We start from the raw sequence: 21170 nt of genomic DNA, 5'->3' as shown, positions 1-21170 counted from the left end.
GCCATCGACTGAACGGCCAGGACGCATGGCGCACAACGAGCGATCGACTTTCACCACTCGGAACATTCGCGCCGCCCTGCTTGTTGGGGCGCTGCTCATCGTGCCTACGAGCGTCGTGCACGGCCAAGACGATCTCACGCGGGACGAAGCCAAGAAGCGTCTCGACGAGACAGAACAGGAGTTGGAATCCAGCCGGGTGAGGGCCGAGGGCCTGACGAAGGACCTCGCCGCGCTGGCAGAAGAAAGGGCACGGCTCAGGACCGAGCTGATCGAGGCCGGCAAACGCGTTCAGGCGAGCGAGGCGACGCTCTCCGAAACCGAAAGCGAACTTGCCGAACTCACCGCGCAGGTGAACGTGATGCAAACCTCGATCGATGAGCGGAAGGCCGCGATTGTCACTATGCTGAGCGCCATGCAGAGGATTGGACGAACGCCGCCCCCGGCGATCGTTACGAGACGCGACGATGCGCTGAAGGTCGTTCGGGGCGCGATGCTGCTTGCCGAAGTCTATCCCGAACTCAAGTACCAGGCGGACAGCCTTACCGAAAGCCTGCAGGATCTGTCCGCGGTCGAAGAACGCGTCCGCGCCGAGCGCGATGCGCAGCGGCGCGAGGCCGACCAGCTTGCGGCCGAGCAGGCGCGCCTCGACGAGCTCATTGCCGCAAAGCAATCCAGGGAAGCGCAGGACCAGGAGGAGCTTGCCTCCTTGACCGAGTCCGCACAAACGCTGGCTTCGGAGGTCGAGACTCTCAACGATTTGGTCGAGAAACTCGACGAGAAGATCGCCAAGGCGGAAGTGGCGCAGTACGACGCCGAGGTCGAAGCCGAGAAGGCGCTGCGGGAACGGCTCAAGCAGGAGGTCATGGCCACGCCCGCCAACGAGCGTGTGGTCGAGCTCAAGCCGGATTCGAAAAAAGTCGCCTTTGCCGATCCGGCCCGGATGACGCCGGTCACGCCTTTTGGCGATGCCAAGGGTAGCCTACGCCTGCCAGCGCAAGGGGAGAGACTCCAGCGCTTCGGCGACAAGGATTCTGCCGGTGTTGCGATTCAAGGCGTAGCGATGCAGACCCGCGAGGAAGCCCGCGTCACGGCCCCGGCGGACGGCTGGGTTGTCTATTCGGGCCCGTTCCGGTCCTATGGCCAACTCTTGATCATCAATGCTGGCGGGGGCTATCATATTTTGCTCGCGGGGATGAGCCGTATTGACGTTAGCCTCGGCCAATTCGTTCTTGCCGGCGAGCCGATCGCCGTCATGGGCAAATCACCGGCTCCGGATAGTTCCGGCGGCCAAAGTTCACGCCCCGTCCTCTATGTGGAATTCAGAAAGGACGGACGGCCTATAGACCCCGGCCCATGGTGGGCCGAGGCATCCGGGAAGGTGCAAGGATGATGCGGAAGTCCGAATACGCTTTATGGGCGCTACTGGTGGTTGCGGTTATTGCCGCTGGCTCGACAATGGTGAGCCTGGCGCGGAGCCCTTCGGCCGAAGCCGCGAATTCGGAGATCTACAAGCAGCTCGACCTGTTTGGCGAGGTCTTGGAGCGTGTCCGTAAGGGCTATGTGGAAGAGCCCGAGAACGAGAAGCTCATCGAGTCGGCCATTAATGGCATGCTCGCCGCACTCGATCCGCACTCCGCATATCTGAATCTCGACAACTACGAAGACATGCGGGTCCAGACCAAGGGCCGCTTCGGCGGTCTCGGGATCGAGGTCACGATGGAAGACGGCCTCGTGAAGGTCATCTCGCCGATTGCCGACACGCCCGCCGACAAGGCCGGAATCCTGAGCGGCGACCTGATCACCAAGATCGACGACGAGAACGTGCGGGGCATGAACCTGCAAGACGCGGTTGAGAAGATGCGGGGCGAGGTGGATACGCCGATCACCCTCATGATTCTCCGCGAGGGTCAGGACGACTTGATGAAGTTCACCTTCAACCGCGGGATGATCGAGATCAATCCGGTCAAGTACAGCGCCGAGGGCGGCGATGTTGGCTATATCCGGATCACGTCCTTCAACGAGCAGACGACGGAGAAGCTCGTCAAGGCGGTCAACGACCTCAAGGAAGAGCTCGGTCCGAACCTCAAGGGATACATCATCGACCTGCGCAACAATCCCGGCGGCCTGCTCGATCAGGCGATCGCCGTCTCGGACGCGTTCCTGGATCAGGGGGCGATCGTTTCGACGCGCGGCCGCAACAACGAGGATGTCCAGAAGGAGTTCGCGCGGAAAGGCGATATCACCGACGGTAAGCCGATTGTCGTGCTGATCAACGGCGGCTCCGCGTCGGCTTCCGAGATCGTCGCTGGTGCGCTCAAGGATCTGAAGCGCGCGACCGTCATTGGGACGCAGTCCTTCGGCAAGGGCTCGGTTCAGACGATCATCCCGCTGGGATCGGCGAATGGTGCGCTCCGGCTCACCACGGCGCGGTACTACACGCCGAAGAATGTCTCGATCCAGGCCAAGGGCATCACCCCCGACATCGTGGTCGAGGAGGAGCTTCCGGAGGACATCAAGAAGCGGGAAGAGCTCATCGGTACGCGCGGCGAAGCCAATCTGCGCGGCCACCTCAAGAACGAGGGATTGGAGGAGGGCAAAGAGGAGAAATCCGGCTCCTCTTCCTATGTTCCCGAGGACAAGACGAAGGATACGCAGCTCATCTACGGTTTGGAGATTCTGCGCGGCACCAAGTCTGTCGATACGGAGCTGAAGCAGAAAGCCGAGGCCCCAAGCAAGTCAGAGGCCGCGAACTAGACGGCGGTCCGCGAGAGCGTAATTCGTGGGAAAGCGCTCAGCGGGCTTGGTTGGCTGCCGTCTGATGTACTAGCCTTGTGTTGTATAAGCCTTGGTACAAAGGCAGTATCCAGGCGGTTCAGTCTGGAAGTGGGGAGGACGACAACATGAAGGCCACAGGATGAAGGCCCTAGCCGTTGCGTCGGGGATAATATTCTGGACCTTGGTGATTGGCGTCATTGCGCTGATCTTTCTGTCGGGACCCGAGCCCGCGGAAGTCGTCCAGATCGAGTCGGCGCCGGCCGAGGCGCCAGCGGCAGCGAGTCCGGGCGGAATCATGCCGCCGCCGGGTTTTTCCGTGACAGCTCCGCGGATTCAAGCGCCGCCCGCCCAGGTTTCGCCTCCGGGAATGGCGCCGCCCGGTCAGGGCCCCGCTACGGCGCCGGCTGCGCCTCAAATGCCCGCGGCGCCGGCAGCACCGGCGTTTCCCGGTCAGAGCGGCGCGGTTGACGACAAAGACGAGAACGTTGCGCAGGCTTCGGAGCGTGGCGGCAATGTCGCCCTCGCGAGCCTTGTGCCGGGGATCGACCGGTCGGCTGACGAGCCGCTGCCCGAGGCCCCGCTGCCCGCCATCGTCGAAGACTCCCCCTACGGCCCCTTGCCGAAAGTCGCCGCCGACGGAAGCCGTCCAGCGGATGTCTATGCGCGGCCGTCCGACTATGCCGACGTCGAGGGCGGTCCGCCACGAGTTGCCGTGCTCCTCAACGGTTTAGGGGTGCCGGGGGACCAAGACGGCGACATCATCAAGGGACTGCCGCCGCCAGTCAGTCTCGCATACGGCGCCTATGGGCGCGGGCTCCAAGAGCGCGTAACAGACGCTCGCGCGGCCGGGCACGAGGTCTTCCTCGCAATTCCCCTGGAGCCCAACGACTACCCGACGAACGACCCCGGCCCCCACGCTCTCCTCACCTCACTCCCCCCAAAAGACAACATCAAGCGCCTGCAATGGGCGATGTCGCGCTATTCAGGCTATATCGGCGTGACGAACTATATGGGGGCGAAGTTCCAATCCGACCTCGGCTCGGTCGCCCCGGTCTTCGAAGAACTCAAGCGCCGGGGCCTCCTGTATCTGTCTGATGGCTCAACGGACGCCGCTGTGACAAAAAGGGTCGCCTCCGCCCTCGAGCTCGAATACGACGTCGCCGACGTCCAACTCGATGCCGGCCGGATCGACAGCCAGCTCGCCAAACTCGAGGCGGCCGCGAAGGAAAACGGGGCCGCGATCGGAGTCGCGAAGGCGGCGCCCGGCACCGTCAAGCAGATCACCGATTGGGCCGGCTCGCTGGAAAGCAAGGGGCTTGTCCTCGTGCCGGTGAGCGCCGCCTTCCAGGCGCGGCGGCAAAGCTGATCTGAGAGCTTGACTCGATGCTGCGGCGCGTGGCTCAACGGATGCGTTCAGCCCCTGCCATCTCCAAGCGATAAAGACGAGACCATGACCGATTCGACCAGTCTTCCCTACCGGCCGTGCGCGGGCGTGATGCTGTTGAATGCGGACGGGCACGTCTTCGTCGGACGGCGTCCCGACCGTGGCGACGGGGATGCCGAGGGACGCGGGAAATGGTGGCAGATGCCGCAAGGGGGCATCGACAAGGGCGAGGCGCCTGAGGACGCTGCCCGGCGCGAGCTGTGGGAGGAGACCGGCGTCCGTGAGGTCACGTTTCTCGCGCAGACCGAGGACTGGCTCGTCTACGATCTGCCGCCGGAACTCGTGGGCGTGGCCTGGAAGGGCAAGTATCGCGGTCAGAAACAGATGTGGTTCGCCGCGCGCTTCGAGGGACCTGAGAGCGATATCGATCTGCGGCCACGTCCCGATCACAAGGCGGAGTTCGACGCGTGGCGTTGGGTGCCCATGGCCGAATTGCCGTCATTGGTGGTGCCGTTCAAGCAGGCCGTCTACACCGCCGTCGTCGACGCGTTCTCCCATCTCGTCAGCAAATAGCTGGCCGGCCCGATCAGCCGCCAGCCGCAGACGGAGAAGCCAACAAAAAAGGGAGGCGTCAGGCCTCCCTCTGCATCCGGCGTATCGCGCTCCGCGCAGCTTATGCGCCCAAGGCCGACTGCACTTGCCGAAGATGCTCGAGCGTCATCTGAGCCTTGTCCTTGGCTTCGCCCGAGAGGTCAGCAACATCTTCCTCTGCATTCTTGATCGACTGTGCGAGCTCGGACGGGTCCATCTCGTCCAGATCGATCGCCGTCTCCGCCAGAACAGTGAGCCCGGCCGGGATCACTTCGGCGAAACCGCCCTGCGCAAAGAAGCGCTGACGCTTGCCGCCCGGGAAGTCGATCTCGAGCAACCCGGGGCGCAGCGTCGTGATGAGCGGGGCGTGCTTAGCCATGATGGTCATGTCGCCCTCGGCGCCCGGCACGAGCACCTGCTCAACGTCGCCCGAGAACAGCAATTTCTCGGGCGATACCAGTTCGAACTTGAACGGATCGGGCATTAAGCGGCCTCGGCTGCAAGCTTCTCGGCCTTGGCGACGGCTTCCTCGATGGTGCCGACCATGTAGAACGCCGCCTCAGGCAGGTGATCGTAGTCGCCGTCGCACAGGCCCTTGAAGCCCGCGATCGTGTCCTTGAGGTCGACGAGGACGCCCGGCGAACCGGTGAAGACCTCGGCAACGTGGAACGGCTGCGACAGGAAGCGCTCGATCTTACGGGCGCGGGCCACGGTGAGCTTGTCCTCTTCGGAAAGCTCGTCCATGCCGAGAATGGCGATGATGTCCTGCAGGGCCTTATAGCGTTGCAGGATCTCCTGCACCTGGCGGGCCACGGCGTAGTGCTCTTCACCGAGGATGCGCGGGTCGAGCATGCGCGAGGTGGAGTCGAGCGGGTCCACGGCCGGGTAGATACCCTTCTCGGCGATGGTGCGCGACAGCACGGTGGTGGCGTCCAGATGGGCGAACGAGGTCGCCGGGGCCGGGTCGGTCAGGTCGTCGGCCGGCACGTAAATGGCCTGCACGGACGTGATCGAACCCTTCTGGGTGGTGGTGATCCGCTCCTGCAGGGCGCCCATGTCCGTGGCCAGCGTCGGCTGATAGCCCACGGCCGAGGGAATGCGGCCCAACAGGGCGGACACTTCGGAACCGGCCTGGGTGAAGCGGAAGATGTTGTCCACGAAGAACAGCACGTCCTGACCTTCGTCACGGAAGGACTCGGCGACTGTCAGCCCCGACAGGGCCACGCGAGCGCGGGCTCCCGGAGGCTCGTTCATCTGGCCGTACACGAGGGCGCATTTCGAACCCTCGATGGAACCTTCCTTCGGATCCTTGTTCACGCCGGACTCGATCATCTCGTGATAGAGGTCGTTGCCCTCGCGCGTACGCTCGCCGACGCCGGCGAACACGGAGTAACCACCGTGAGCCTTCGCGACGTTGTTGATCAGCTCCATGATGAGCACGGTCTTGCCGACGCCCGCGCCGCCGAACAGGCCGATCTTGCCGCCCTTGGCGTAAGGCGCGAGCAGATCGACGACCTTGATGCCCGTGACCAGAATTTCCGATTCCGTCGCCTGGTCCACATAGGACGGCGCCGGTGCATGGATCGGGCGGCTGTCGGAAGTCTCGATCGGCCCCAGCTCGTCCACCGGCTCGCCGATGACGTTCATGATGCGGCCGAGCGTCTTCGCGCCGACCGGAACGGCGATCGGCTCGCCCGTATCGACCACCTGCTGGCCGCGGACGAGACCTTCGGTCGAGTCCATGGCGATGGTGCGAACGGTGTTCTCGCCAAGATGCTGGGCGACCTCAAGAACGAGGCGGTTGCCCTGGTTCTCGGTCTCGAGCGCGTTCAGAATTTCGGGCAGATGCTCGTCGAACTGCACGTCGACGACAGCGCCGGTCACCTGGCGGATATGGCCTTTGGGCCCCTTGCCTTCGGCGATGCGCTTCTCTTGCTTCTTGGTCTCTGCCACCACGGGTTTTTTTGCCATCGTTCCGTTCCTTGACTGACTAGAGGGCCTCAGCACCGGAGATGATCTCAATCAGCTCCTTGGTGATCTGGGCCTGGCGGGTCCGGTTATAGTTCAGCGTCAGCTTGCCGATCATCTCGCCGGCATTGCGCGTCGCGCTATCCATGGCGCTCATGCGAGCGCCTTGCTCCGACGCGGCGTTCTCAAGCAGCGCCTTGAAAATCTGGGTCGTGATGTTGAGCGGCAGGAGGTCGGCGAGAATCTCCGATTCCTCCGGCTCGTACTCGTAGATCGCGCCATTCAGGTCCACGCCACTCTCTTTCCCCTCGGGGATAGAGGCGGGAATGATCTGCTGGGCGATCGGGGTCTGGCTGATGACCGACTTGAACTCCGCGTAGAACAATGTCGCCACGTCGAACTCGCCGGCCTCGAACATGGCCCGGACCTTTTGCCCGACCTGATCGGCATGCTCGAAGGAGAGCTGCTTGATGCCGCGGAACTCGATGACGTCGATGATCTGCGCCTTGAACTGGCGGCGAAGCTGATCGTAGCCCTTCTTGCCGACACAGAGGATCTTCACCTCTTTGCCTTGTCCGGTCAGTTGCAGCACCTTCTCACGCGCCTTGCGGACAATCGACGAGTTGAAGCCGCCGCAAAGGCCGCGCTCGGAGGTGCACACCACCAAGAGATGCACATCGTCCTTGCCCGTTCCGACCATCAGCGGCGAGCCTTCGCCCTCGAGGCCTTTCAGAGCTTCGGCCAGGTTTGAAAGCACGGCCTCCATGCGCTCGGCATAGGGACGCGCCGCTTCGGCTGCCATCTGCGCCCGGCGAAGCTTCGCCGCGGCCACCATCTGCATGGCCTTGGTGATCTTCTGGGTCGCCTTAACCGAGGCGATACGGTTCCGAAGCTCCTTTAGCGAGGCCATGAATCAACTCACGCAAAGGATTTCGAGAATTTGTCGGCAGCGGCCTTCAGTTTATCACCGGACTCGTCGGAGATCTTCTTCTCATCACGGATCGTGTCGAGAAGGTCCTGGTGCTCGGTGTGCATGTAGCGAAGCCATTCGTCCTCGAACCGGCCGATGTCGGACACCGACAAAGCGTCCAGATAGCCGTTCACACCCATGTAGATGGAGACAACCTGCTCCTCGACCGTGAGCGGCGAGAACTGCGGCTGCTTCAGGAGCTCGGTCAGACGCGCGCCGCGGTTCAGCAGCTTCTGCGTCGTGGCGTCGAGGTCCGAACCGAACTGGGCGAAGGCCGCCATCTCGCGATACTGGGCCAACTCACCCTTAATCTTACCGGCAACCTGCTTCATGGCCTTGATCTGAGCCGAAGATCCCACGCGGGACACCGACAGACCGACGTTCACGGCGGGACGAATGCCCTGATAGAACAGATCGGTCTCAAGGAAGATCTGGCCGTCGGTGATCGAGATCACGTTGGTCGGGATATAGGCCGACACGTCGTTGGCCTGCGTCTCGATGACGGGGAGGGCGGTCAGCGAGCCCGAGCCGTTGTCGGCATTGAGCTTGGCCGCGCGCTCCAGCAGACGCGAGTGAAGGTAGAACACGTCGCCCGGATAGGCTTCACGTCCCGGCGGACGGCGAAGCAGGAGCGACATCTGGCGGTAGGCAACGGCCTGCTTGGAAAGATCGTCATAGTTGACGAGGGCATGCATGCCGTTGTCGCGGAAGTACTCGCCCATGGTGCAGCCGGTGAACGGCGCCAGGAACTGCATCGGGGCCGGGTCGGACGCCGTGGCGGCAACGACGATGGAGTAGGGCAGCGCGCCGTTCTCCTCGAGGACCTTCACGAACTGCGCGACCGTCGAGCGCTTCTGGCCGACGGCGACGTAGATGCAATACAGATGCTGAGATTCGTCAGGGCGATCGTTGATCGATTTCTGATTGAGGATCGTGTCGAGAATGATCGCGGTCTTACCGGTCTGACGGTCGCCGATGATCAGCTCGCGCTGGCCGCGGCCGACCGGGATCAGCGCATCGACAGCCTTGAGGCCGGTCTGCATGGGCTCGTGCACCGACTGGCGGGGAATGATGCCCGGCGCCTTCACGTCCACGCGGCGCATTTCGGTGGCGTCGATGGGGCCCTTGCCGTCGATCGGGTTGCCGAGACCGTCGACAACGCGGCCGAGCAGACCCTTGCCGACAGGGGCTTCCACGATGTTGCCGGTCCTCTTGCAGACGTCGCCTTCGCCGATGTTCCGGTCGTCGCCGAAAATCACGATGCCGACATTGTCGACTTCGAGGTTCAGGGCCATGCCCGGCGTGCCGTCGGCAAATTCGACCATTTCACCGGCCTGAACGTTGTCGAGGCCGTAGACACGGGCGATGCCGTCACCGACGGAAAGCACCTGGCCGACCTCGGCCACTTCGGCTTCCTGCCCAAAATTCTTGATCTGGTCCTTGAGAATCGCGGAGATCTCGGCGGCTCTGATATCCATTAGCCAACCTCTTTCATGGCGTGCTTGAGACGGGTGAGTTTCGTTTGAAGCGAGGTGTCGATCATGCGGCTGCCGACCTTCACCGTGAGACCGCCAAGCAGGCTCGGATCGACACGCTGATCGAGCATGACGTCCTTGCCGAGGGCGGCCTTCAAGGCCTGCTTCAGGGCTGTAACTTGTGTGTCGTTGAGTGCCGTTGCGGAGGCGACCGTGGCGCTGATTTCACCGCGATGGTCGGCGAGGAGCGCGCGGAAGGCCCCGATCATGCCCGGCACGGCGAAGAGCCGGCGGTTCTTTGAAACCAGCAGCAGAAAATTCTTGGTAAGGCCGTCGATCTTGACTTCGTCGAGGACGGCTTCGAGGGCCCGGCCTTGCTCCTCGGAGGAGAACATGGGGCTGTTGACCAGCCGGGCGAGGTCTTCGGAGGCATCGAGCGCTTCGCCGAACGTGTTGAGATCGGTCTCGATTTTCTCGAGAGCCTTCTCTTCGAGCGCGAGCTCGAAAAGCGCCGTGGCATAACGGCCTGCAACGCCCGATACGGTATGATCCTCAGATGCCACGTCCCTCAAACCTCTCCCTTTGAGGCAGGCGCAGACCTCTGCCGACCCACCCTAACAGTCCGGTAAATGCTGGGATTAGAGCCCCCGCGTCAACGGAAAAAGCGCCTGAAAAAGGCCCCGTCGAACCGCTCCTTGGATACCCGGGGCTGCCTGTAACATAGGGGTGACGGGCGCGCAACAGAGGTGCGCGATTCTAACGCCGCACGCGCCGGTTTGGGTCAGCCCTCAGAGGAAATTATAGGGATCGATGTCGATGGAGAGGCGGATGGAGCCGCGCGCCTTGGGAGCGTCCGCCATCCAGAGGCGCAGGTACGCCTGGATGTCGGCCTCGCGGGGTGCTTTCACCAAAATGCGGTAGCGATAGCGGCCCCGGACCACCGAGAGTGGCGCTTCGGCGGGTCCCAGAACCTCGATCGTTTCGGCGGGTGGGGCCGCTCGGGCGAGACTGCGGGCATAGCTTTCCGCCGCGGCCCGGTCGCTCCCCGATATAAGAAGAGAGGCGAGCCGGCCGAAGGGCGGCATGCCCGCTTCGCGGCGGGCCTCGATCTCCTGCGCGTAGAAGGCGTCGCGGTCGCCCGCGACCAGGGCCTGGAGCACAGGGTGCTCGGGCATATAGGTCTGGAGCAGGCCGCGCCCGGCGATGGCTTCGCGGCCGGCCCGGCCCGTGACCTGGCTCAGGAGCTGGAAGGTGCGCTCTGCCGCGCGCGGGTCCCCTTGGGCAAGGCCGAGATCGGCATCGACCACACCCACCAGCGCCAGCCCCGGGAAGTGGTGGCCCTTGGCGACCAGCTGCGTGCCGATGACGATGTCCACCTCGCGATCCTCGATCTCCCGCAGGGTCTCGCGCAGATCCGCGATGCGCGGTGTGAGGTCGGAAGAGAGAATGGCGCGGCGCGCCTCCGGAAACAGCGCCTCCACTTCTTCGGCGATGCGCTCGACGCCGGGCCCGCAGGCGACGAGGGATTCCTCAGCCCCACAGCTCGGGCATTCGTCGGGGATGGGCGCGAACTTGCCGCAATGGTGGCATTCGAGCCGGTGACGGAATCGATGCTCAACCATCCAGGCAGAGCAGTTCGGACACTCGAAGCGATAGCCGCATTTCCGGCAAAGCGTGAGTGGGGCATAGCCTCGCCGGTTCAGGAACAGCAGCGCCTGTTCCCCGCGCGCCAGCGTTTCCGCCATGGCCTCGGTCAGCACCGGCGACAGCCAGGAACCGCGTTCGGGCGGGGATTTGCGCATGTCGATGGCTTTGAGGTCGGGCAGGCCGGCCGCCTTGTAGCGCGCCCGCAACGGAATGTGCCGGTAGCGGCCTTGTTCCGCGTTGACCAGGCTTTCGATGGAGGGCGTTGCCGAACTCAGGACGACGGGACATTTGCCGAGATGCCCCCGCACCACGGCCATGTCGCGGGCCTGATAGGAGACGCGGTCCTCCTGCTTGTAGGCCTGGTCGTGTTCTTCATCGACCACGATGAGCCCAAGATTGGGGAACGGCAGGAACAGTGCCGAACGCGCGCCGACGACGAGCTGTGCCTTGCCTTCGGCCACCGCGCGCCACGTGCGCCCCCGCGCGGACTGGGTGAGACCCGAATGCCATTCGGCGGGACGCGCGCCGAAGCGCTCCTCGCAACGGGTAAGGAACGCGGCGGTCAGCGCGATTTCCGGGATCATGACGAGAGCCTGCTTGCCGTCGCTAAGCGCCTGAGCGATGGCCTCGAAATAGACTTCCGTCTTGCCCGAGCCCGTGACGCCGTCGAGCAGCGAGACGGCAAACCCGTCACGCGTGTTGTCGAGGAGCTGCTCCGCCGCGCGTCTCTGCTCGTCCGAGAGTTCGGCGCGCAGCAGAGACGGATCGAGCTCGCGCGCGATGGTGTCGGGCAAAGGCTCCGCCACAAGCGTACCGGCATCGACTAGGCCGTCGATCACGCCGGGGCTGACGCCCGCAGCCTCCGCCAGCAGCGACTTTACCCAGATCAGCCCGTTGCCCGCCGCGTCCAGCACGCGGGTCCGGGCCGGCGTCATGCGTTCGGGCGGCGGCCCGGCGAGGCGCACGCCATAGCGCGGGGGCGGCGGCTGAAACGCTGCGCTGGCGCTCATCATCATGCGCAGGACCATGCCGGGCGGGGTCAGCGTGTAGTCCGCGACCCATTCGGCGAAATCCAAGGAGATCTCCGGCAGGGGCGGGACATCGTCCAGCACGTCTACCAGTGCGCGCAGCTTGGACCTGGGGATGTTCGGCGCGGCCGCGCCTTCGGGGCGCCGCCAGACCGCGGCCACGTATTTCAGAGGCCCAAGCGGGGCGACCACGAAGGACCCGGGACGAACATCTGCACCCTCGGGCACGAGATAGTCGTACGGCGCGGGCAGCGCGAGCGGGACCAGCACCGGCACCGTCTCGGGCGTCTCCTCGGGGATCAGCTGGGTCTGGTCTGGTTCGGACTTGGCCAAGATCGGGCGTTTCGGTTGCGCTTCGCCAATGGGGTTAGCGGGGGGTTAACGACTCACCCCGCCATAGTAGCGCCTGAGGTGTTCTGGGGGAGCAAGATGGCTTCGAAACCGCAAGAGGGGGCCTATCCAGGCCTCGCGGCGATCGGGACGGCGCCGGATGTGGCCGCCGCCGTCGAGGCTTGGCTTGCCTATCTCACCACCGAACGCGATCTCGCCGCCCACACGGTCGAGGCCTATACCCGCGATCTCGGGCAGTTCCTATTCTTCTTGGGCCAGCATTTCGGCGGCGCGCCGGATATGGCAGGACTTCTGTCGGTGTCGGCCCGCGATGTGCGCTCCTTCCTCGCCTACCGGCGCGGCCAGGACGTGGGGAGCCGCAGCCTCTCCCGGTCTTTGAGTGCGCTACGCATGTTCTTCCAGTTCCTGGAGCGGCGCGGTTACGGCAAGAACGATGCCGTTCGCGCCGTGTCCATGCCGAAGCTGCCCCATGCGGTGCCGAAGCCTCTGCCGGAGGAAAAGGCCACCGCGCTGATGGAGGGGGCCGACATTGCCGCGCCCGACGCACCCGAATGGACGCTCGCCCGCGATACCGCCGTGCTGACATTGCTGTACGGCTCAGGGCTTCGCATTTCCGAGGCGCTAAGCCTTCAGGTCTGCGACGCGCCGATCAAGGGCCGTGACACGCTTCGCGTGACCGGCAAGGGCAACAAGACGCGGGTCGTGCCGGTGCTGCCGGTCGCCCGCGCGGCGGTCGAGCGCTATCTTGATTTGTGCCCGAAGAAGCTGGGCCCTGACGATCCGCTCTTCATCGGCGTGCGCGGAAAAAGGCTCAGCCCACGGATTATCCAGCTCCGCTTGGAGAAGGCGCGTGCCGCGCTGGGGCTGCCTTCGACGGCGACGCCCCATGCGCTGCGTCATTCCTTCGCCACACATCTCTTAGGCGCGGGTGCGGATTTGCGCGCGATTCAGGAATTGCTCGGCCATGCAAGCCTGTCGACCACCCAAGGCTATACGGAGGTCGACCGCGCGCACCTCTTGAAGGCTTACGAGAGCGCCCACCCCCGAGCTTGAGGCTTGAGGGCGGCGGGCCCGTAGCGCAAGCCGCTACATATGAATGGGACGCTTGTCGACGGCGAGTGCCGCTTCCTTCACCGCTTCGTTGAGCGTCGGGTGGGCGTGGCACGTGCGCGCCAAGTCCTCCGCCGAGCCGCCGAATTCCATCAATACGGCGGCTTCGGCGATCATCGTGCCGGCGTCGGGGCCGATGATATGCACACCGAGCACGCGGTCGGTGACAGCGTCGGCGAGGACTTTGACGAAGCCCTCGGTGGTGCGGTTCACCTTGGCGCGGCCGTTGGCGGTGAAGGGGAACTTGCCGGTCTTGTAGGCGACGCCGTCCTCCTTGAGCTGCTCCTCGGTTTTGCCGACGGAAGCTACTTCCGGCGCGGTGTACACCACAGACGGGATCACGTCGTAGTTCACGTGTCCGGCCTGGCCGGCCAGGATCTCGGCGACGGCCACGCCTTCTTCTTCGGCCTTGTGCGCCAGCATGGGCCCGGCGATGACATCGCCGATCGCATAGATGCCCGGCACGTTGGTCTGAAAATGGTGGTCAACGACGATACGCCCGCGCGCGTGGGTTTCGACGCCGATATTGGCGAGCCCCAAGCCTTCCGTATTCGGCACGCGCCCGATCGAGACCAGGACCACGTCGCATTCGAGCGTCTCGGCCTTGCCGCCCTCCGCCGGCTCGATAGTGAGCTTCACCGATTTGCCCGCGGTGTCGACCCCGGTCACCTTGGCGCCGAGCTTGAAGGTCAGCCCCTGCTTCTTCAGGATCTTCTGCAGCTGTTTGGCCACCTCGCCGTCGAGACCCGGCGTGATCGTGTGCAGCATCTCGACCACGGTCACCTCAGAGCCGAGCCGCGACCAGACCGAGCCGAGCTCGAGCCCAATGTAGCCCCCGCCGATGACGATGAGGCGCTTCGGCACCTTCGGCAGCGACAGCGCGCCGGTCGACGACACGATGCGCTTCTCGTCCACACCGATGCCCGGCACGTGCGCGACCTCGGATCCGGTGGCGATGACGATGGCCTTGGTTTCCAACGTCTGCTTGTCGCCCTTCTCCGGCGTTACCTCGACCTGGTGCGGGGCGAGGATCGTTCCGAGCCCGACATAGGCGTCGATCTTGTTCTTCTTCAGGAGATACTCGATGCCGTCCACATTGCCCTTCACGCCTTCGTCCTTGAAGGCGAGCATGGCGGCAAGGTCCAGCTCCGGCTTCACCTTGATGCCCATCGCGGCGAAGTGCTCGGACGCCTCGGCATAGGCCTCGGACGCATGCAGCAGCGCCTTGGACGGGATGCAGCCCACGTTGAGACAGGTGCCGCCATGGGTGGCGCGTTTCTCCACGACTGCCACTTTCATGCCGAGCTGAGCGGCGCGGATGGCACAAACATAGCCGCCAGGGCCGGTGCCGATGACGATCAGGTCGTAGGAGGTACTCATAGGACTGTCTCTGACGTCGGAGTCTACAGATCGAGGATCAGGCGGGCGGGGTTCTCAAGCGAATCCTTCACGTTCACTAGGAACGTCACGGCTTCTTTGCCGTCAACAATGCGATGGTCGTAGGACAGCGCGAGGTACATCATTGGCCGCGCCACGATTTGACCGTCGCGGACCACCGGGCGTTCCTCGATGCGGTGCATGCCGAGAATGCCGGATTGCGGCGCGTTCAAGATCGGCGTCGAGAGCATCGAACCGTAAATGCCGCCGTTGGAGATGGTGAAGGTGCCGCCCTGCATCTCCGCGAGGCCGAGCTTGCCCTCGCGGGCGCGCACGCCGAAATCGGCGATCGTGCTCTCGATCTCGGCGAGGCTCATGCGGTCCGCGTCCCGGATCACTGGAACGACGAGGCCGCGCTCCGTGCCGACCGCGACGCCCACATGGTAGTAGTTCTTGTAGACGAGGTCGTTCCCGTCGATCTCCGCATTGACGGCGGGAATGTCCTTCAGCGCCTGCACGCAAGCTTTCACGAAGAAGCCCATGAAGCCGAGCTTCACGCCGTGGCGCTTTTGGAAATCGTCCTTGTACTCTTTGCGCAGCGTCATGATCTGGCTCATGTCCACGTCGTTGAACGTGGTGAGCATCGCGGCCGTGTCCTGCGCGTCCTTCAGACGCTTTGCGATTGTCTGGCGCAGCCGCGTCATGCGCACGCGCTCCTCGCGCGCCTCGTCGTCCTGGGTCACGGGCGCGCGCGGGGGTGCCGGCGGCTTCGGCGCGCGCGGGGTCTCGCGCAAGGTTTCGGCCGCGGCCGTGGCGGCGATTACATCGCCTTTCAGGATCTGACCGCGGCGGCCCGTCCCGGTCAGCTCGTCGGCGGAAAGGCCCTTCTCGGCGAGAAGCTTCTGAGCGGCCGGCGAAGGCGGCATGGAGGTCGGAGCGATCTCCGTGCGCGTGTACGGCTCGCGTTTGAGGGCGGGGGCATCGGAGGCAGGCGCCGGCGCCGGCTGCGGTGCGGGAGCCGATTCCGCTGGTTTGGGCGCAGAGTCTGCCGACTTGGTCTCGACCTTCGGGGCGGGCGCCACGGCAGCTCCGTCCCCGGCGGCGATCGACCCAAGCAGCGCGCCGACCTCGACGGTGTCCCCTTCCTTGACGACGATCTCAGAAAGAACGCCGCCAGCAGGGGCCGGCACCTCGACCGTCACCTTGTCGGTTTCGAGCTCGACCAGCGGCTCGTCGGCGGCGACAGCCTCGCCCGCTTGCTTGAACCACTGGCCCACCGTCGCCTCGACGACGGACTCGCCCAATGTCGGTACCCGGATTTCTGTCGTCATGGCAGCCTATCGTCCGTCCTTCCCAACCAGTTCCTTGCTCAACCGTACCCTGGAAGGTGGCGCCTTCCCGGCTCAGCCCAAAGCTTCGTTGAGCAGGGTTTTCAACTCTCTCGTATGCTTCGACATCAGGCCCGTGGCCGTCGCTGCGGAGCTTGGGCGGCCAGCATAGCGAGCCCGCTTAGATTTGGCATCGATATGCTCCAGAACCCAAGTCAAATTTGGTTCTACGAAAGTCCAAGCCCCCATGTTCTTCGGCTCTTCCTGACACCACACGATCTCCGCTTGCTTGAAGCGTCCGAGTTCCTGAATCAGCGCGCGCGCAGGGAACGGATAGAGCTGTTCCATACGTAGCAGATAGATGTCGTCGATGCCGCGCGCCTCCCGCTCGGCCTCGAGGTCGTAATAGACCTTGCCGGAACAGAGCACGACGCGCTGGATCTCCTCGTCGGGGACGAGCTTGATGGGCGAGTCCTCGAGGCGTTGGGCGTCGTCCCAGAGCAGCCGGTGAAAGCTGGACTTGGGGCCGAAGTCCTCGATGTCGGATTTCACTTTCTTGTGCCGCAGCAGGGATTTCGGCGTCATGAGCACAAGCGGCTTGCGGAACTGCCGGTGCAATTGACGCCGCAGCACATGGAAGTAGTTGGCGGGCGTGGTGCAGTTGACGACCTGCCAATTGTCTTCCGCGCAGAGCTGGAGATAGCGCTCGAGCCGGGCGGAGGAGTGTTCCGGTCCCTGACCCTCATAGCCATGGGGCAATAGAAGCACGAGCCCGGACATGCGCAGCCACTTGCGTTCGCCCGACGAGATAAACTGATCGATCACCACTTGCGCGCCGTTGGCGAAGTCGCCGAACTGGGCTTCCCAGAGGACGAGCGCGTTGGGCTCGGCGAGGCTGTAGCCATATTCGAAGCCGAGCACGGCCTCTTCGGAGAGCATCGAATTGATGACCTCGAAGTCGCCCTGCTCTTTGCCGAGATGCTTGAGCGGCGTGTACTTGTTCTCGTTGACCTGATCCATCAGCACCGAATGGCGATGCGAGAAGGTGCCGCGCTCGGAGTCCTGGCCCGAGAGGCGGATCTTGAAGCCCTCGACCAGCAATGTGCCGAAGGCCAGCGACTCCGCAGTGGCCCAATCGATGCCCGTACCTTCGTCGATCGACTGGCGCCGCGCGGCCATGATGCGGGCGATCGTCTTGTGCGGCGTCAGTGTCGCCGGAATCTTCGTCAGCTTGTGCCCGACTTCGCGCAGGACATCGAGGTCGACGCCCGTCAGTCCGCGGCGGGCCCCTTCGTCGGCGAAGCCAATGCCCGACCAGCGCCCGTCCAGCCAGTCGGCGCGGTTCGGCCGGTAGGTCTCGCCGGCCTTGAACTCCTCTTCGAGGTAGTCGCGGAACTTGGCCTGGAGCCCGTCGACCTCCTCCTGCGTGAGGACACCTTCCTTCACCAGGCGGTCCGCGTAGATCTCGACCACCCGGGGATGTTCGGCGATCCGCTGATACATCAGTGGCTGCGTAAAGGCCGGCTCGTCGGCTTCGTTGTGGCCGTGGCGGCGGTAGCAGAACATGTCGATGACGACGGGCTTGCCGAACCGCTGGCGAAACTCGGTGGCGATCTTCGTGACGTGGACGACGGCTTCCGGATCGTCGCCGTTCACATGGAAGATCGGCGCGTCGATCATCTTGGCGACGTCGGACGGGTAGGGCGAGGAGCGCGAGAAGCGCGGCGCCGTGGTGAAGCCGATCTGGTTGTTCACGATGAAATGGATCGATCCGCCCGTGCGATGGCCCCTCAGGCCGGACAGCCCGAGGCATTCTGCCACGACGCCTTGGCCGGCGAAGGCCGCGTCGCCGTGGAGCACCAGCGGCATGATCGTCTTGCGCTTGGTGTCGCCCGCCTGATCCTGCTTGGCCCGCACCTTGCCGAGGACAACGGGATCGACGATTTCGAGATGCGAGGGGTTGGCGGTCAGCGACAGATGCACCCGGTTGTCGTCGAACTCGCGATCCGACGAGGCGCCGAGATGGTATTTCACGTCGCCCGATCCCTCGACATCGTCGGGGTGCGCGGAGCCGCCGCGGAATTCGTTGAAGATGGCGCGCCAGGGTTTGGCCATCACGTTGGCAAGGACGTTCAGCCGCCCGCGATGGGGCATGCCGATCACGATTTCGCGGACGCCGAGCTGACCCCCGCGCTTGATGATCTGCTCGAGCGCCGGAACCATCGATTCGCCGCCGTCGAGGCCGAAGCGCTTGGTGCCCGTGTACTTCACATTGAGGAAGCGCTCGGAGCCTTCGGATTCGATCAGCTTGTTCAGGATTGCGCGCTTGCCTTCCGCGGTGAACTGAATCTCCGAGCCTTCGATGCGCTTTTGAAGCCAGGCCCGCTGATCGGGGTCGGAGATGTGCATGTACTCGAAGCCGATCGTGCCGCCATAGGTCTTTTCAAGAACCGCGAGCACTTGGGCGAGATCGGCGAACTCGAAGCCGAGCGCGCCGCCGATATAGATCGGCCGCGAATAGTCCGCCGGCGTGAAGCCATAGGTCTCGGGGTTCAACTCCGGATGGGCGCCGCGCTCGATGAGGCGCAACGGATCGAGCTTCGCGATCAGGTGACCGCGGGTGCGGTAGGCGCGGATCAGCATGCGCGCGCCAAGTGTGTCGCGGGCGGCATCGAGCGCTTCGGCTTGCGTCAGCGCGCCGGCCGGGGCGACTGCCAACGAAGTGGTCTGCGCGCCGCTCTTCCACGACGGCGCACGGTTCCATGCGCCCCACGAGGGACCTTGGGCATCGGCGATGACGTTCTTGGCGTCGTCGCCGAGATTGGCGAAGAAGTGGCGCCAGTCCTCCGACACCGACGACGGGTCGGCCTCGTACAGCGCGTAAAGTTCGGCGAGATAGGTGGCGTTGGCACCATCCAGAAAAGAGGTCTGGGCGAAAACGTCGCTGGCTTCGTAACGTGTCATGGCACCAACCTAAGGGTCCTTATCCGGACCTCCGGCGTGCCGGGCAATAAAGGCAAGCGTTTGGCGCCCAGCGCACCTTTAGCTGAATATTCCTGCAAGCGTTGTTCCAAGCGCTGCAGGGGAATGGGACACCACGATGCCGGCGTCCTGCATTGCCTCAATTTTGCTCTTTGCGTCGCCCTTGCCGCCCGAAATAACGGCACCGGCATGTCCCATGCGGCGTCCGGGGGGCGCAGTCGCGCCGGCCACGAAGCCTACGATCGGCTTCTTGTTGCCGGCCTTAACCAAGAATTCCGCGGCTTCTTCCTCGGCGCTGCCGCCGATCTCGCCGATCATGATGATGGCTTCGGTGGCGTCGTCCTCGAGGAAGAGCGAGAGCGCGTCGATGAAATTCGTCCCGTTTACGGGGTCGCCGCCGATGCCGATGCAGGTGGTCTGGCCAAATCCAACAGCGGTGGTCTGCGCAACGGCCTCGTAGGTCAGCGTACCGGACCGGGAGACGATGCCGACACGTCCGGGTTTGTGGATGTGCCCCGGCATGATGCCGATCTTGCACTCGCCCGGCGTGATGATGCCCGGGCAGTTCGGGCCGATCAGGCGCGTGCCCGATCCGATGAGGGCGCGCTTGACTTTGACCATGTCGAGGACCGGAACGCCCTCGGTGATGCAGACCGCAAGCTCGATGCCCGCGTCGATCGCCTCGAGGATGGCATCGGCCGCAAAGGGCGGTGGAACGTAGATGGCCGACGCGGTCGCGCCCGTCGCCGCGACGGCATCGCGCACCGTGTCGAAGACCGGCAGATCGAGATGTGTCGTGCCGCCTTTGCCGGGGGTGACGCCGCCGACCATCTTGGTGCCGTAGGCAATGGCTTGTTCTGTGTGAAAGGTGCCTTGAGAGCCCGTGAAACCCTGACAGATGACGCGCGTGTTCTTATTGACGAGGACTGACATGATTCAAAGCTAAGCCGTTTTGAGGAAGGATGTGTGACACCGGTTCAAGGCGTGGACGCTAGGCGACTCCAATGGCGGCCACCGCTTTCTTGGCAGCGTCGTCCAGATCGTCGGCGGGGATGATATCGAGACCAGATTGCGACAGGAGTTCCTTGCCGCGCTCGACATTGGTTCCTTCGAGGCGGACGACCAGCGGTACGCCGATATTCGTCTCCTTGGCCGCGGCGATGATGCCCTCGGCGATCGTGTCACAGCGCATAATGCCGCCGAAAATGTTCACCAGCACTCCCTTAACATTGGGGTCGGAGAGGATCAGCTTGAAAGCCGCGGTGACCTTCTCCGTGGTTGCACCACCTCCAACGTCTAAGAAGTTCGCGGGCTCGGCGCCATAGTACTTAATGATGTCCATGGTCGCCATGGCGAGGCCGGCGCCGTTAACCATGCAGCCGATATTGCCGTCGAGCTTGACGTAAGAGAGGTCGTGCTTTGACGCTTCGACCTCGGCCGGGTCCTCCTCGTGGATGTCGCGAAGGGCCTCGATGTCGGGATGGCGGAAGAGCGCGTTGTCTTCGAATCCGATCTTTGCGTCGAGGCATTCGAGCTGGCCGTCTTTGGTGACGACCAGTGGATTGATTTCAATCAGGCTGGCGTCCTTCTCGACGAAGAGCGTGTAGAGTGTCTTGATGAGCTTGCCGCACTGTTTGGCGAGATCGCCTTTGAGCTCCAGCGCGTCGGCGATCACGCGACCATGAAAGCCGCTGAGGCCGGACGCGGGATCGACATCGACGGTGGTGATCTTCTCGGGCGTTTCCGCCGCCACTTCCTCGATATTCACGCCGCCTTCCGTCGAGGCGACGAAGGCGATCCGCCCCGTGGCCCGGTCGACCAAAAGAGATAGGTATAGCTCGCGGTCGATGGCGGTGCCCTCGGCGACGAAGACGCTGCGCACGATCCGCCCCTTCGGGCCCGTCTGCGGCGTGATCAACGGCTTGCCGAGCATCCGATCAGCTTCCGCATGCATTTCCTGGATGGTCTTTACGATCTTTACGCCGCCGCCCTTGCCGCGTCCGCCGGCGTGGATCTGCGCCTTCACGACGAGAACGTCGCCGTTGAGCGCCTTGGCCTTTTCAACCGCTTCGTCGGCGGTGGTGGCGACCACGCCGTTGCCGACGGGGGCGCCGAAGGCCTTGAGCAGGTCCTTCGCCTGGTATTCGTGAATGTTCATAAAAGTCTCCGGAGGCGGGAACTGTA

At 64.0% G+C, this 21170-nt stretch carries 16 protein-coding genes; 5 read left to right on the top strand and 11 right to left on the bottom strand.

Annotated elements, in window-relative coordinates; genetic code table 11:
• Positions 1-25: 25 nt before the first annotated feature.
• The 4 genes from GL4_RS00595 (at position 26) to GL4_RS00580 (ending at position 4732) form a co-directional block, all read left to right on the top strand.
• Positions 26-1390 (top strand): murein hydrolase activator EnvC family protein, encoded by a 1365-nt coding sequence (locus GL4_RS00595; RefSeq protein ID WP_052464000.1) that lies wholly within the window; start codon positions 26-28, stop codon positions 1388-1390.
• On the top strand, positions 1387-2754 hold the full coding sequence (locus GL4_RS00590; RefSeq protein WP_052463999.1) for a S41 family peptidase: 1368 nt from the start codon (positions 1387-1389) through the stop codon (positions 2752-2754). The genes GL4_RS00595 and GL4_RS00590 overlap by 4 nt, the downstream gene beginning before the upstream one ends.
• A gap of 160 nt (positions 2755-2914) precedes the next feature.
• A complete protein-coding gene (locus tag GL4_RS16445; RefSeq protein WP_082025369.1) occupies positions 2915-4141 on the top strand; it encodes a divergent polysaccharide deacetylase family protein in 1227 nt (408 codons plus the stop codon).
• Between the two features lie 84 nt (positions 4142-4225).
• Positions 4226-4732 (top strand): RNA pyrophosphohydrolase, encoded by a 507-nt coding sequence (locus GL4_RS00580; protein WP_045363402.1) that lies wholly within the window; start codon positions 4226-4228, stop codon positions 4730-4732.
• A 100-nt stretch (positions 4733-4832) separates the two neighbouring features.
• On the opposite strand, the gene GL4_RS00575 is transcribed toward GL4_RS00580, so the two are convergent.
• The 6 genes from GL4_RS00575 to GL4_RS00550 form a co-directional block, all read right to left on the bottom strand.
• Positions 4833-5234 carry a F0F1 ATP synthase subunit epsilon gene (locus GL4_RS00575; RefSeq protein WP_045363399.1) on the bottom strand — a complete coding sequence of 134 codons (402 nt, stop codon included), beginning with the start codon at positions 5232-5234 and terminating at the stop codon, positions 4833-4835.
• On the bottom strand, positions 5234-6721 hold the full coding sequence (atpD, locus tag GL4_RS00570) for a F0F1 ATP synthase subunit beta (protein ID WP_082025368.1): 1488 nt from the start codon (positions 6719-6721) through the stop codon (positions 5234-5236). Before atpD ends, GL4_RS00575 begins: the two co-directional genes overlap by 1 nt.
• A gap of 19 nt (positions 6722-6740) precedes the next feature.
• Positions 6741-7628, bottom strand: coding sequence for a F0F1 ATP synthase subunit gamma (locus GL4_RS00565; RefSeq protein WP_045363396.1), 888 nt, complete (start codon positions 7626-7628; stop codon positions 6741-6743).
• 8 nt (positions 7629-7636) lie between these two features.
• The gene (atpA, locus tag GL4_RS00560; RefSeq protein WP_045363393.1) at positions 7637-9166 is read right to left on the bottom strand and encodes a F0F1 ATP synthase subunit alpha; all 1530 of its coding nucleotides are present in this window, start codon (positions 9164-9166) and stop codon (positions 7637-7639) included.
• Positions 9166-9726 carry a F0F1 ATP synthase subunit delta gene (locus tag GL4_RS00555; protein ID WP_045363390.1) on the bottom strand — a complete coding sequence of 187 codons (561 nt, stop codon included), beginning with the start codon at positions 9724-9726 and terminating at the stop codon, positions 9166-9168. Before GL4_RS00555 ends, atpA begins: the two co-directional genes overlap by 1 nt.
• Before the next feature lie 225 nt (positions 9727-9951).
• Entirely contained in the window at positions 9952-12171 is a 2220-nt protein-coding gene (locus GL4_RS00550; RefSeq protein WP_045363387.1) for a primosomal protein N', read from the bottom strand.
• Between the two features lie 96 nt (positions 12172-12267).
• Here GL4_RS00550 and GL4_RS00545 point away from each other — a divergent pair, with 96 nt between their 5' ends.
• Positions 12268-13242 (top strand): tyrosine recombinase XerC, encoded by a 975-nt coding sequence (locus GL4_RS00545; RefSeq protein ID WP_045363384.1) that lies wholly within the window; start codon positions 12268-12270, stop codon positions 13240-13242.
• 33 nt (positions 13243-13275) lie between these two features.
• Here GL4_RS00545 and lpdA read toward each other — a convergent pair whose 3' ends face one another.
• From lpdA to sucC, 5 genes are all read right to left on the bottom strand, one after another.
• Positions 13276-14679, bottom strand: a complete 1404-nt coding sequence (lpdA, locus tag GL4_RS00540; protein WP_045363381.1) for a dihydrolipoyl dehydrogenase — start codon at positions 14677-14679, stop codon at positions 13276-13278.
• Between the two features lie 23 nt (positions 14680-14702).
• Complete coding sequence (gene odhB, locus GL4_RS00535; protein ID WP_045363378.1) at positions 14703-16007, bottom strand: 2-oxoglutarate dehydrogenase complex dihydrolipoyllysine-residue succinyltransferase; 1305 nt, start codon at positions 16005-16007, stop codon at positions 14703-14705.
• Positions 16008-16079: 72 nt separating this feature from the next.
• Positions 16080-18968: a 2-oxoglutarate dehydrogenase E1 component gene (locus GL4_RS00530; RefSeq protein ID WP_045363375.1), complete on the bottom strand. Its 2889-nt coding sequence runs from the start codon at positions 18966-18968 to the stop codon at positions 16080-16082.
• Positions 18969-19046: 78 nt separating this feature from the next.
• On the bottom strand, positions 19047-19919 hold the full coding sequence (gene sucD / locus GL4_RS00525; RefSeq protein WP_045363367.1) for a succinate--CoA ligase subunit alpha: 873 nt from the start codon (positions 19917-19919) through the stop codon (positions 19047-19049).
• A gap of 58 nt (positions 19920-19977) precedes the next feature.
• Positions 19978-21144: an ADP-forming succinate--CoA ligase subunit beta gene (gene sucC / locus GL4_RS00520; RefSeq protein ID WP_045363364.1), complete on the bottom strand. Its 1167-nt coding sequence runs from the start codon at positions 21142-21144 to the stop codon at positions 19978-19980.
• Positions 21145-21170: the final 26 nt, after the last annotated feature.

The sequence above is a fragment of the Methyloceanibacter caenitepidi genome, assembly GCF_000828475.1.
Classification (GTDB): Bacteria; Pseudomonadota; Alphaproteobacteria; order Rhizobiales; family Methyloligellaceae; genus Methyloceanibacter; species Methyloceanibacter caenitepidi.
Note: the sequence above shows the minus strand (reverse complement) of the source record. Positions and strands in the feature narration are given on the sequence as shown.